Raw genomic sequence first — 12602 nt, forward strand, 5'->3', positions numbered from 1 at the left:
TGCCTTACCAATATTTTAAACCTATGAAAAACTGGCCCCAGGAAATAAAGAACTTCATGAAGAAGAAGGGTGTGGTGCTTCTCATCAGAGGGTTGCCGGGCACTGGAAAGACCATATTTACACTCACACTTATGAAGGATCTCAAGAACTCCGTGTTCATCGCTCCCAAGAAGGTTTATGATGATATTATGAGAAATTACAGATGGCTTGATAAGAGTACCAAGAGCAGGATTCTCGTGATAGATGAAAAGTACGACCACAATCCATCGGATAGTTTTGGTAATGTTTTCTTCCTACTTCCAGAATCATTTCGCCGGGCATTGAACATGGTGGAGAGGGGCGAGATAGACACAATAATACTCGACAGTTGGCATACAATAGTTGAGGAGTTGAAGTACAAGACCCTGGAAGAAAGGGAGAGAAGGGATATTTACGATCCCCAGAGATTCTTTCTGAACATAATAAAACTCTCAGATTTCGGAGTTAACATAGTGATAAACAAAGAGGGTGATGAGGACGATGAACTATCCTACGTGGCTGATGGAGTCATAACACTAAGAAAGATGGTGGACTACGGTAGAGTGAACAGATGGCTGAGTTTTGAAAAACTCAGGGGCGTGGAGATAAGGAGGTCTGAGTACGCGTTCACTCTGAAAAATGGCAAGGTGAAAATCTTGCAAACTACGGTATTTAAACATCCAAAGAGTATAGTTGAATCTCCAAAAAAAGACATAAAAATGGGATCGCCCATACCATCCGTTATCCTGGACGATGTGGTGAATTTTTACCGTGGCAACACCGTTCTTTACGATTTTGAAGAGAACATTCCCAAGGAGTACCATCTAACCCTCTTCATGTCCACAGTTGCCAATTTCCTGAAAAACGGGCTAAAAACCATAATCATACCCCCAAATGATATGGACATAAACGAGATCAAGTACCAGATTTACCTCTTTCGGCTTGAAAAATACCTTGGAAAACTGAAAATCATATACCCTGAGGAGGAGATGGAAGAATTCGTAAAGCCCACTGATTTCTACAATTTGAAAGATATCATTGAAAGTTCTGAGAAAGTCATAGAGGAGGGAGATATGAATCCTCTGGTTATCATAGGCTACGACAGACTTTTCAGTTTCCTTGAAAAATCTGAAATAATGCAGTTCCTAGATTACATGCGCAATTTCATAAGAAAGAGGGGGGGAATCCTGATTATAACGGGAAAAATCTCGGATAAAACAATCAAGAATTTCAGTGGTGGCGTGGCGGACATATATATCAAGTTCAAAAACTACAACGGGGATGTGCTGATGTACGGCATAAAACCCTGGACTCACGCATATCTTTTAAGCCTATCCTCCAGAAAAGGTTATCCTGAAATAATAAAGGAGGAGATAATATGAAAAGGATTCTCCTTGTTGATGACTCAAAATTGTTCTACAGATTCGTTAAGGATGTATTCAAAAATGATGATGTGGAGATACTCTGGGCCAAGAACGGTGAGGAGGCAATAAAGAAATTCAACGAATTTAATCCGGACCTGACAATGGTGGATATTATACTTTCGGACTCAAACGGTGTGGAAATAATAAAGAGACTCCGGGAGATAAAACCCGAGGCAAACATAATGGTCATAAGCGGGCTTGATAAGGAATCCGTGATAAAGGATGCGTTGGAAGCGGGTGCCAAGGACTATCTGGTGAAGAATGTGAGCATTTCCTATTTCAGGCAGAAAATCATGGACAATATAGATTAAAACTCCTCCACCGGACATTTTCCAAGGCAGTCAAGACAGTGAATGCATCTATCTTCCATCAATTTTATTTTTCCGTTATGTAGATGAAGTGCCGACACGGGACAGCGGGCAAGGCATATCCCACATCCAATGCACTCCTGAGACCTCACAATTAGAGATCTAGCCTCCCTTTCGTATTTCTCAGAAACTTCTATTTCCCCATCCCTCTCTCTCCAAGAACCCTCGGGAAGTGCATAGAGCATATTGAGCATGGAATCAATGTCCACCTCTTTATTGAAACGGATACTTTTCCAAGACTCACCTTCAAATTCAACCTTCAACTTCTCCCTTTCAACCCTCACACCGCCTGCCCATCCTGGGGGATTTTTCCATCTCCAAGCGGAAATGCTCCACTGCTCAGGTATGCTCCGATCTCTGGCGTAAATCTTCAGGTAGGAGAACCAGTCATCGATGCCCTCAAAATACTCTCTAACTATGCTGAAATCAGCAAGATCAGAGGATGGACATAGATAACAGCCTATCCTGGTCAATCCCCTTTTATACCAGATGTTGATGGGTGCCTTTTTCCAGAGGATATACAACCATACCTCAAATGATGTCCAGTTCTGAATGGGACTCACCGATAGTTGATTTGGAATCCATTCGTTTCTCCAAACACTCCCCTTTCTCATTCTCTCAAAGCTCTCATACCTTCTCTGCCCTATCAGTGTGAGGAGTCCCTTCGGGTATCTTTCAAGTATGTACCGCGTGGTAGGTCCAAGTTTACATGCCTTGCAACACCATCTGTAATCCCTACCAGGTGGCCCAAAGTGCTCAAGAGAGTCGAAAAATGCATTTCCTGCATCAATTCTATCAATCTTTATACCGTAAGCCTTCTCCACCTCGTCCACGTACTCAACGGTTTCTGGCAGTTCAATCCCTGTATTAAGGAAAAACACGGAAAAATCAATACCCGATTCCATGGCAAGCAATAGCACCGCAAGAGAATCCTTTCCTCCGCTGAAAGATACAGCAAGTGGCAAATCGTACTTGGCACTTATATCCTTGATAAATTTAACTCCTCTCTGTTCAATTTTTTTGAGATGTTCCTCATTGGCACGTATAATATCTTCAATTCTTGGCTGCCTTCTACGCACCCATTTTCCGTATCCACTGTGTCTTATTTTTACAGCCACGCCTCTACTGGCATTTTCCATATCTTCACTTGACATCTTTGCAATTCCCACTGCAACGGCCCTGCCAGAAGAATCCCGAACTATTATCTCATCTCCAATTTTTATATCCTCGGCAAATGACGTAACTCCAGGAACCATGAGGTTCTTACCGCTCAAAATGGGCGCTATGGCACCATCATCAACCACCACCCAGCCCCTTTTAATATGTGAATTCAAAAAATAGGCCCCGTCCATCCTAAGGGCCATTTTAAATTCTCCCTCATTTATGTCATATCTCAGGTTACCAATAACCTTCCCATCCACGATGATCTCGTCCATCCTGTCGTAGTGGGGCACACGATTGAATAGTACAAGATGATCCCTTATAACAGTTCCAAACTGTTTTTCAAGGGCCCTGTTCAGTAATTTCAGGTCACCCTCAAAGCCAATCCTCACCTCTCCCGGGGGAGTTATTTCAACCCTCCTACCTTCATTCCCGCAAATCCCGCACCCCTTACTCACCAGTGGAACGTTGCATTCATCACACCAGTAAAGTTTGATTTTTCCCAGATAAACAGGCCTTCCCATCTAAACCACGAGTTTCAACGTCTGATTTTTAAGAATTTTCACAATATTTTCAATATCTCCAAGCTGTTCTGCAAGTTCTAACAATTCGCTTTTTAATTTAGAATTAACTACTGCCCCATTTGGAGTTGGTCTTATAAATCCGTTTTCTTCAAGGGTGGATAGTGAGTTGCGGACCTCATGCTCCCCTATTCCAAGTATCTGGGATATGCGAATTATCCCAACCGGTTGCTTTTTTATCACAACCTCAAGTACCCGAATATGCCTTGAGAGAAGTTCCAGTTCGTTATAAATTCTCTTCGTGAGCACATTTCTCACCTAAAGGAGTATTGGCCAGCACTATAAAAATTTTCTACACATAAAAAATTTTATATGCCCAGTGCCTATACGCCTTAACGGGCAACTGCATGCTCCGGTGGTGTAGCCCGGCCAAGCATTCGGGCCTTTCGAAAAGCCCCTTTGGAAAAGATGCTTTACCCCAAAGGGGTATCGGGCTTTGAAGAAAGCCCGTGACCCGGGTTCAAATCCCGGCCGGAGCACTGAGCCCATTTCTTAAAAAGAAAGGTGCTTTACCCCCAAAGAAGAATTACTTTCAAAACCCCCTATTTTTCTCCCTCTACCCTCTTCCCTTAATATGTTTTTGGAAGAACGTAGACTCTCCATACAGTTTTAAAACCTTTCCATTTTTTATTTGTGTTCCATTCTCTCTACCCGGGTTCACGGGTATCTGCGATGCGAGCCATCAATAAAAGAATATAAAATGCCCTTGAAACTACAAAATTTAATATCTTTATCAAGCATTACCCCACCCATGGTTGAATGGGTTTATGCCAACCTGACCGATATAGAAGGTAGGATACACACCATTGCACTGAGGAGAGATTACGATTCATTCTTCAAAAATGGGATAGGCATTGATGGCTCCTCCATTCCCGGCTTCGCTGCGGTGAACAGATCTGATCTTGTGGCCAAGCCAGATATGGATACATTCATAAAAATTCCCTGGAGGGAGAAGGAATATCTCGTGCTTTTAAAAACCTACTATGAGGATATGCCCTTTGAGAAAGATCCCAAAAATCTTGCCGAAAAGGTTGATAGAATTCTGGGGGATATGGGCTATATTGCAGTTATGCGTCCAGAACTCGAGTTCTTCGTTCTGGACGAGAAGAGTAATGGAAATACACACTATTTTGAGCCCCCCTATTCAGATGACACCTTTGAATACAGAAAGAGGGTGAGTGAGGCTGTGCAAGAGATGGGCATACCAATAAGGTACCACCATCACGAAAACGCTGCAGGTCAAATTGAAGTGGAGCTTCTATGGATAGATGGGGTGGAACGCACCTGCGATTACACGACATACACGAAGATAGCCTCAAAGTGGATAGCGAAGGATATGGGTTTGAAGGTTTCATACATGCCAAAAATAGCTCAGGATATGGCAGGCAACGGTATGCACATCCATGTGTTTTTGAAGAGGGATGGAGAGAACATCTTCAGAGGAGAGGGCGAAATATCTCAGGAGGCAAGGTATTTCATCGGAGGAATTCTGGAGCATATAAGGTATATGGCAGCAGTGACCAATCCAACGATAAATTCATACAAGCGCTTATCTGGCGGGCTGGAAGCACCCAGATATCTGGCATGGGGATACAGGAACAGAAGCACCCTCATTCGCGTGCCAGCAAGGATGAAGGATATTGAGATAAGAAACTCTGACTCCTCGGCCAATCCTTACCTAGCATTCTCCCTGATTATCCTCGCAGGAATTGAGGGAATGAAGAAAAAGATAGAGCCTCCGGACCCGGTGGATTACGATCTCTACTCTCTATCTCCTGAGAAATTGAAAGAATATCCATCGTTGCCCGCGTCCCTGGATGAGGCCATTGAACTCATGGAGAGCGATACCTTTGTGCGTTCAAGTTTGGGCTCTGAATTATTTGACACATTCGTGGAAATGAAGAGAAAAGAAATTGAAGAGTTCAACAGAGCTGTTACAGATTGGGAAATAAAAAGGTACAGAGATATTTAAAAAATCAGAGAAACTCGCTCTCATTCACGGGCATCATGGTGAATCCTGAAATCACCTTGGGATAGAAATCCGTGGTTTTCTGTGGCATACGCTCCAGATGTCTTGCAACCTCCAGAACCTTCTCTGGCGGTGTGGGATTGAGCATAAATGCAACCTTGGCTATGCCCTTGTCCACCTTTGAAACGGCATCCTCGATCCAGCGCTCGTAAATTATGTCCTCGTCTATTTTTGGATCCTTAACACCGAGGATCTTGAATATAACCTCTCGAAGGACAACTGCATCCAAGGATCTGTATGCATCGCTCCATTCTGGATTCATAAATTCAGAAACATCGCTTTTTAATTCAAGACCGTAGGCTTTTCCATCCTGATACACAACGAAAACATTTTTATCTTTTCTTTCAGATAGATACTTCTCCGCGTCTTTTATGTCTATTTCCTCCACGGTGAAATATTTTCTGATATTTTCCCATTCGCTGCTCTCTATTTTGCGTTTCAGCAGAAGTCTGTGCGTGGGAAGCACTATGAGCCCGGGATCGTCCAGACTCACCATATAGGTCATGCGGTAATTGAAGGCATGGTTTTCCTTCCAATCTTTTACCATATTTCTCATCTCATCTCTAAAATGCACAGCCGTCTCATATCTGTGATGCCCGTCTGCAATCACCACCTGCTCGTTGCGAAGCACATCCTGCACGATCTTTATCTTCTCCTCGTCGTCTATCCTGTAAAGCCTGGTTACCGTGCCAAAATCATCCACACCGTAAAAATCTTCCTTACCCCTTATCGCCTCATCTATGATGTCGCGAACTCTCCCATCATCCTTGTAGAGAACGAAGCCAGCCTCAAGGTTCGTTTTTGTGGCGTGGAGCATCCTGAGACGATCCTCCTTTGGACCCCTATGAGTTTTCTCGTGGGGAAGAACTATGCGTTCTTCAAATGGATGGAGGCGCATGGCTGCTATGAATCCTCGCCTTGTGTATTTTTTGCCCCTGATCTCAAATTCCTGGGTATAGATGTATATGGCTGGCTTCTCATCCCTCGTTATGATGCCCTTTTCCTGCCACTCTTTGAGCCTCTTGGCAGCCATCTCGTACCTGTTATCTTCCCGTGGGAGAATGAGCCTCACAAAGTTGTACTGGTGTCTATCGTAATACCTTTTCTGCATATCCTCCTCTATTTTATCGTAGGGCTGAGTTATCACCTTGCTCAAATCCCTTCCAATGGTTTCATCGCTGTAATGCATTGCTCTGAAGGGCCTTATTTCAACCATAATCCCACCCCTAAGATCTCAGAACTTCTGCTATCTTCTTTGCCACTTCCAGACCCGCCCGCGTCTGACCTTCCTTGGCCTGTGCCCCTATGTGGGGTGTGAGAACCACATTGTCCAGTTCAAACAGCTTGCTCTCCTTGAGGGGCTCGTTCTCGTAAACATCAAGGGCCGCACCATAAAGCTTTCCGGATTTAAGGGCATCGTACAGGGCATCTTCATCCACAATGCCACCGCGGGCTGCGTTTATGATTATGGCTCCATCCTTCATCTTTGAAATCCTCTCCGCATTTATCAAATGTTTTGTCTCTGGTACAAGGGGAACATGCAGGGTTATCACGTCCGCCTCGGAGATCAGCGTGTCCAAATCCCTGTATTCCAGACCCAGCTCCTTCTCCGTGTTCTCATCCGGACGGTAAACATCGTAGTAAACTATACGCATTCCAAATGCCTTCGCTCGCTTTGCCACCTCTCTGCCTATTCTACCTATTCCAATTATTCCCAGTGTTTTGCCGTACATCTCTATGCCCTTGCACTTCTTCTTGGGCCATGAACCCCTGCGCATTTCCCTGTCTGCATAGGCTATTTTGCGCATAACCGCGAGAATGAGCCCGATTGTCAGTTCGGCCACACTTATGCTCGTGGCGCCAGGGGTGTTTATAACCTTTATACCCTTGCTTTTTGCATATTCAACATCCACATTGTCAAGGCCCACACCTGCGCGACCAATGGCCTTCAAATTCTTAGCAGCGTCTATCATATCCTTGCGCACCTTTGTTGCACTTCTTATTATGATCGCATCTAAATCTCCCACATGCTTGGACAGTTCATCCTTGGGCACAGAGGTTAGATCAACAACCTCAAAGCCTTCATTTTTCAGGTACTCCACACCTTCCTGGGCTATGGGATCGCATATGCCCACCTTCATCAGTACACCCCCTCGGCCTCAAGAATCTCATCAATGGTATCAAGAAGACCCATTATATCCGAAGGCGTGAGTTGGCCCATGTGCGCAATCCTGAATGTCTTTTCCTTCAACTCACCATAACCGTTGGATATGCGCATTCCCCTCTTGACAAGTTCGTTGTTGAGTTCCTTTATTGATATGCCATGGGTGTTTTTTATGGTTGTAACTGTCACGCTCTCATATCCCTTTTCTGCAAATAACTCAAATCCTCTCTTTTTCACCCAATTGTGCACGATTTCCCTCATTTTGAGGTGTCTCTCATAGCGGGCCTGCATACCCTCCTTGAGCATGATATCTAACTGAACATCCATGGCGTACAGAAGCGGTACTGAAGGCGTGGTTGGATGCTGCTTGCTCTTCTCAAACCTCTTGAGCATGCGAACGAAATCAAAATAATAACCCTTGTTTTTCGTGTTTCTGCTCTTCTCCATTGCCTCCTCGCTCACTATAGCCACAGCGAGTCCCGGTGGCAAGGCAAGTGCCTTCTGCGATGAGGCTATAACAACATCGTACTTGTTCACATCTATCATATCTCCACCCAAAGAAGACACAGTGTCTATGGCTATTAGCGTGTCATTCTCATGGGCTATTTTTGCAATCTCATCGGTGGGATTCCTCACGCCTGTGCTTGTCTCGTTATGGATCTGAGCGAGAAGTTCGTATTTCTTCTTGCCCATCGCCTCGGCAATCATATCAGGCTTGACAGCCAAGCCCCAATCGGCCCAGACAAGATCCGCCTCCTTCTCATTGGCAAGGCTCATCTCGTACCATCTCTTACTGAATGCACCGCAGGCTCCGTGCAACACATATCGATCCGCTAGATTTCTTATGGTCCCTTCCATAACAGCCGAGCCGCTGGATGTGAAAACAAACACATGATGCTCCGTGTTGAACAGTTTCTGCATCTTCTCCACTATTCCTCCATAAAGGTCTGTCATCTCCTGCGTACGATGTCCAATAACCCTCTGGGCCATGGCAAGGCGCACCCTATCATCCACCTCAGTTGGTCCCGGAATGAATAACTTCGGAGTATTTTCCATCATTTTATCACCAAGGGGATATCACAATGAGGAATATTAAGTTTTCATAAAAGGGTTCAGAATCCGAACCTTCAAGCCCCGGGACAAAAATATATATTGGAAAGGCATGGAGAAGTGGTGATTCTATGATTTGCGAACTATGCGGCAAGGATGTACCCCGATTACACAAGGTGGTTATTGAAGGAGTTATTATGAACGTTTGTGACGATTGTGCAAGGTTCGGGAAAGAGATCAAGGGCAATGAGATTCCCAAAGAAGTTAAGTATCTGCCCCCGGAGGTTGTTCGCGAGAGGCTGGAAAGAAAAAAACGTAGGAGAAAAGATTATCTGGACGAGGAGGAGGTTCTAATTGAGGATTACCCAGAGGTCATAAGAAAGGCAAGGGAGAAAATGGGGCTGACGCAGGATGAACTCGCCAAACGCATACTTGAGAAAAAAACGGTCATATCAAAGATTGAGCGTGGGGAGATGCACCCGGATGAGAAATTGATAAAAAAACTGGAGAAGGCACTGAACATAAAATTGAAGGAGAAGGTGAGTGTGACCTACAGAAAAGAATCAAAAAACACAGGGTCGTTGACGTTGGGAGATCTGATCAAGGGTGCGTTGTAAATGGATCTCGCCACTGCAATAGTTTGGGTGATAATAATCGTCCTTGGAAGCATAGTCGTGCAGTACCTCTTCAACCCATATTTTCACAGATTTGGACTGCCCAAAAATGAGAGCTCTGAAGAAAATGAAAAAACGGAGGAAGAGAGAAAAAAGGAGGAGGAATTTTACAGACAGATCTGGAAAGGAAGAAAAAAATCATAGGGTTCTTGCGCGTATGAGTCCCCTCAGGGGCACCCCTTCTATCTCATCCCATGGAGTTTTGTTTACAAGGACCATGCATAGAACCGGTTCTCCTCCTGATCTGCGAATATCTTGGATAGCCTTGCGGAGTGTTTCGCCCGTGCTTATAACATCGTCCACAATTACAACCTTTTTACCCTCTATATGGGCATAATTGCTAGAGAATGCTCCCTCTTCCATCTTTGGATGCGGCCGGTATATTATCATCTCAACGTTGAGTTCCTCGGCTATGAAGGTGGCAAAGGGCACCCCGTTTATGAGCACTCCCACTATGGAATCAACATCAAACTGCCTTTTTTCCATCTCTTCAAGAATTATATCGCTCATTATCTCAGCAATTTTTGATATTCTGTAAGGATAGATTCCTATGCTTCTCCAGCCAATTTTAACGTCCTTGGGAGCCTCCCCTCCAATACCTCTGGTGAGAAGCCATTCAACGGTATTTGTTGAAAGATGCAACTCGGTTGCGATCTCCTTGGTATCCAATCCCTTTTCTTTAAGCTCTCTTGCCCTTCTGGCAAGTTCCTCAATACTCTTCATAACATCACCTCTAAATCAGCACTCATAGGGCTCATCATCCTATCAGCTGACCCTCTTTTCATCACAATTTAGGAATTCATTGGCAATATTTAATCTTTTAGCCAAATTTTTTATCCTGAAATACAATTTAAGCACATGATCCTACGAAAATGGAGAGTTGTAGGAACCGAGGTGCAGGTGGCCCTCTGCGATGTGACAAAAGAAGATGCTGATGCCATAGTTAACGCTGCAAATTCAAGTTTGAAACATGGAGGAGGAGTGGCCTGGGCAATAGTGAATGAGGGAGGTATGGAAATACAGAAAGAGAGCGATGAATACGTGCAAAAACACGGGCCCGTGCCAACCGGAAACGTAGCGGTAACGGGAGCGGGAAGTTTGAAGGCAAAGTACGTAATACATGCCGTTGGACCAATATGGAGAGGGGGAAACAATAACGAGGATGCTCTGCTCTACAATGCCGTTTTTAACACCATGAAAAAGGCTGATGAGTTGAATGTGGAGAGGATAGCCATGCCCGCCATAAGCACAGGAATATACGGATTCCCAAAGGACAGGGCAGCGAGAATATTCGCCCGGGCAATCAGAGATTTTCTACAGAGCCGAGAAAAAACAAGAATAAGGGTGATAAGGATATGCCACATTGATGAGAGAAGTGCAAGGATCTTTGCGGAGAACATGAGATTCTGAGGAAAAATTATTTATTTCTTTTTCCAATGGGGTATTGATATGAACGAAAAAACAACATACGGAATTCGCCGATTGGTGCTTGACGTGATGAAACCACACAGACCAAGCATAGTGGATGTGGCCCTAAAACTCAGCAAGGTTGAGGGCGTAAACGGGGTTAACTGCATTCTCAATGAAGTAGATCAGGAAACGGAAAGCATAAAAGTGGTGATTGAAGGCCCCAACATAGACTTTGAGGAAGTTCAGGAAACCCTTGAATCTCTGGGTGCAGTTATACACTCCATAGATGTGGCCGTTGCCGGAAAGAAGATAGTTGAAGATGTGGAAACCCCTCAGGACAGGTAATCAAAGGTTTCTGATTTTTCTGGCTATTTTCCTTATGACCTCGTTTTTTGGTTCATCGGACTCCACAATTATTCGACCCTTATCCGACCACCAGAACCGTGGATACCTTTTATCTTGTTCTATTTCCACGGAGTATCCGAGATCCCTCGCAGCCCTGGCAATGGTCTCAAGTTTGGGCTCAAAAGCAAGGTTCTTGGGGACCCTTCTCCCCTCCCTTCGGGAATAATGCAAATTAAAATATGCAGGATAGATGATTATTTTCATTCTATGAGCACTCCGTTGAGCACTCCATGCTGTCCCGGCCTGGATGTTACCTTCACCTTACCCAGGGATGTTTCCACGATGGCGCCCTTGGTTATTATGTTTCTCTGAGCAAAATGAGGATTTGACGGATTTTCAAGCACAGTGGTGATTTTGACCTTCTGAGTCTTACCACTCTTTGGATCGTAAACATTTATTTCCTCAGCCCTCAGCAATTTCACCTTGTAATTTCCGCCCCTAACCCGAATTATCTTCTTCCTCTCAACATCAACATGGGTTAGAACAGGCTCTCTGCCCAACTCGTACTTCCTCTTTTTCCTTGGCAAACGAATTCTGCCACCGCTTGGTTTTCTCAGAGATCTTCCCTGCCATATGGCCATCCTATCACCTGAGCACGCATATATGTAATTCTTATTTAAACATTCTCATCATAAATGTTAGAACGTACAGGGCAAGAGATATGAATATCTGGTTTGAAAAATTATCGTTGGGAGGCACGTTATAAAGCTCCACAAGAGCGCCAACAATGGAGCCAATAATCGCGGCCAAAATCACATACTCAATAGGATAGTGAGAAAATAAAACTAGAAGCAAAACGATGAAAGAAGTTATGAAAAATGCAGTGCTACCCTCCCAACTCTTACCATTTCTGAATCTGTGCTTTCCGTATTTCTTGCCTATTACTGCAGCCAGTGCATCTCCAAGCGTTGCAACAGCTATGGCACCTATAACAATCCACTTGGGAAAAAGAATTATGACAATCAGTGATGCTACAGCAAAATATATGTGGGCTCCTATGCACAGACGTTCCTCCTCACGCTCTATCTCCTTTATGCTCTTGGTCAATTTATCAATCCTTTCATTTAGAAATCTGTACATTTCTTCAGTCACGTATGGACGCATTCTCTCAACTATTTTCTTGCTCTCAAGAGAGTAGACCCTGAGCGGTTCGATCATGAAAAATACTATGAGGGCAATGCTTATGACCACTATTGACCACTCCTTTCCCACAATAACGTAAAGCAGGGGAACAAGCAATCCTGAAAGATGCAGCAGTTTTCTCTTCATCTCTATTTCCATGCTCAGAGTATCACCAGAGTATAATCTCCTTGCTCTA

At 44.3% G+C, this 12602-nt stretch carries 16 protein-coding genes and 1 tRNA gene; 8 read left to right on the forward strand and 9 right to left on the reverse strand.

The window, feature by feature from the left end:
• Window positions 1–23 precede the first annotated feature (23 nt).
• Both ACIM339_RS07450 and ACIM339_RS07455 read left to right on the forward strand, forming a co-directional pair.
• Window positions 24–1400, forward strand: a complete 1377-nt coding sequence (locus tag ACIM339_RS07450; RefSeq protein ID WP_015284004.1) for a gas vesicle protein GvpD P-loop domain-containing protein — start codon at window positions 24–26, stop codon at window positions 1398–1400.
• On the forward strand, window positions 1397–1753 hold the full coding sequence (locus ACIM339_RS07455; RefSeq protein WP_015284005.1) for a response regulator: 357 nt from the start codon (window positions 1397–1399) through the stop codon (window positions 1751–1753). The genes ACIM339_RS07450 and ACIM339_RS07455 overlap by 4 nt, the downstream gene beginning before the upstream one ends.
• On the opposite strand, the gene ACIM339_RS07460 is transcribed toward ACIM339_RS07455, so the two are convergent.
• The gene (locus ACIM339_RS07460; protein ID WP_015284006.1) at window positions 1750–3495 is read right to left on the reverse strand and encodes a phosphoadenosine phosphosulfate reductase family protein; all 1746 of its coding nucleotides are present in this window, start codon (window positions 3493–3495) and stop codon (window positions 1750–1752) included. The genes ACIM339_RS07455 and ACIM339_RS07460 overlap by 4 nt on opposite strands.
• Window positions 3496–3810, reverse strand: a complete 315-nt coding sequence (locus ACIM339_RS07465; RefSeq protein WP_337954326.1) for a DeoR family transcriptional regulator — start codon at window positions 3808–3810, stop codon at window positions 3496–3498. It lies immediately after the preceding gene.
• 91 nt (window positions 3811–3901) lie between these two features.
• Between ACIM339_RS07465 and ACIM339_RS07470 the strand changes: the two genes are divergently transcribed.
• Window positions 3902–4031 (forward strand) — tRNA-Glu (locus tag ACIM339_RS07470).
• Window positions 4032–4303: 272 nt separating this feature from the next.
• On the forward strand, window positions 4304–5524 hold the full coding sequence (locus ACIM339_RS07475; RefSeq protein ID WP_015284008.1) for a glutamine synthetase family protein: 1221 nt from the start codon (window positions 4304–4306) through the stop codon (window positions 5522–5524).
• Window positions 5525–5528: 4 nt separating this feature from the next.
• On the opposite strand, the gene ACIM339_RS07480 is transcribed toward ACIM339_RS07475, so the two are convergent.
• The 3 genes from ACIM339_RS07480 to ACIM339_RS07490 are packed head-to-tail and all read right to left on the reverse strand — an operon-like array spanning window position 5529 to window position 8804.
• Entirely contained in the window at window positions 5529–6797 is a 1269-nt protein-coding gene (locus ACIM339_RS07480) for a DUF1015 domain-containing protein (protein ID WP_015284009.1), read from the reverse strand.
• 10 nt (window positions 6798–6807) lie between these two features.
• Window positions 6808–7722: a D-2-hydroxyacid dehydrogenase gene (locus ACIM339_RS07485; protein WP_015284010.1), complete on the reverse strand. Its 915-nt coding sequence runs from the start codon at window positions 7720–7722 to the stop codon at window positions 6808–6810.
• On the reverse strand, window positions 7722–8804 hold the full coding sequence (locus ACIM339_RS07490) for an alanine--glyoxylate aminotransferase family protein (protein ID WP_015284011.1): 1083 nt from the start codon (window positions 8802–8804) through the stop codon (window positions 7722–7724). The genes ACIM339_RS07485 and ACIM339_RS07490 overlap by 1 nt, the downstream gene beginning before the upstream one ends.
• A 122-nt stretch (window positions 8805–8926) precedes the next feature.
• Between ACIM339_RS07490 and ACIM339_RS07495 the strand changes: the two genes are divergently transcribed.
• The gene (locus ACIM339_RS07495; RefSeq protein WP_015284012.1) at window positions 8927–9412 is read left to right on the forward strand and encodes a multiprotein bridging factor aMBF1; all 486 of its coding nucleotides are present in this window, start codon (window positions 8927–8929) and stop codon (window positions 9410–9412) included.
• Entirely contained in the window at window positions 9413–9613 is a 201-nt protein-coding gene (locus ACIM339_RS07500) for a hypothetical protein (protein ID WP_015284013.1), read from the forward strand. It begins immediately after the preceding gene.
• Here the strand turns inward: ACIM339_RS07500 and ACIM339_RS07505 are convergent.
• The gene (locus ACIM339_RS07505; protein WP_015284014.1) at window positions 9608–10192 is read right to left on the reverse strand and encodes an orotate phosphoribosyltransferase-like protein; all 585 of its coding nucleotides are present in this window, start codon (window positions 10190–10192) and stop codon (window positions 9608–9610) included. The two genes, ACIM339_RS07500 and ACIM339_RS07505, sit on opposite strands and share 6 nt — an antisense overlap.
• Window positions 10193–10327: 135 nt before the next feature.
• Between ACIM339_RS07505 and ACIM339_RS07510 the strand changes: the two genes are divergently transcribed.
• Together ACIM339_RS07510 and ACIM339_RS07515 are read left to right on the forward strand one after the other, a co-directional pair.
• Window positions 10328–10879: a macro domain-containing protein gene (locus ACIM339_RS07510; protein ID WP_015284015.1), complete on the forward strand. Its 552-nt coding sequence runs from the start codon at window positions 10328–10330 to the stop codon at window positions 10877–10879.
• Window positions 10880–10918: 39 nt separating this feature from the next.
• A complete protein-coding gene (locus ACIM339_RS07515; protein ID WP_015284016.1) occupies window positions 10919–11224 on the forward strand; it encodes a DUF211 domain-containing protein in 306 nt (101 codons plus the stop codon).
• Here ACIM339_RS07515 and ACIM339_RS07520 read toward each other — a convergent pair whose 3' ends face one another.
• The 3 genes from ACIM339_RS07520 to ACIM339_RS07530 are packed head-to-tail and all read right to left on the reverse strand — an operon-like array spanning window position 11225 to window position 12565.
• Window positions 11225–11488 carry a signal recognition particle subunit SRP19/SEC65 family protein gene (locus tag ACIM339_RS07520; RefSeq protein ID WP_015284017.1) on the reverse strand — a complete coding sequence of 88 codons (264 nt, stop codon included), beginning with the start codon at window positions 11486–11488 and terminating at the stop codon, window positions 11225–11227.
• Window positions 11485–11865, reverse strand: a complete 381-nt coding sequence (locus tag ACIM339_RS07525; protein WP_015284018.1) for a 30S ribosomal protein S8e — start codon at window positions 11863–11865, stop codon at window positions 11485–11487. The genes ACIM339_RS07520 and ACIM339_RS07525 overlap by 4 nt, the downstream gene beginning before the upstream one ends.
• Window positions 11866–11896: 31 nt before the next feature.
• On the reverse strand, window positions 11897–12565 hold the full coding sequence (locus ACIM339_RS07530) for a diacylglycerol/polyprenol kinase family protein (protein ID WP_048103907.1): 669 nt from the start codon (window positions 12563–12565) through the stop codon (window positions 11897–11899).
• Window positions 12566–12602: the final 37 nt, after the last annotated feature.

This window comes from Aciduliprofundum sp. MAR08-339 (assembly GCF_000327505.1).
Taxonomy (GTDB): Archaea; Thermoplasmatota; Thermoplasmata; order Thermoplasmatales; family Aciduliprofundaceae; genus Aciduliprofundum.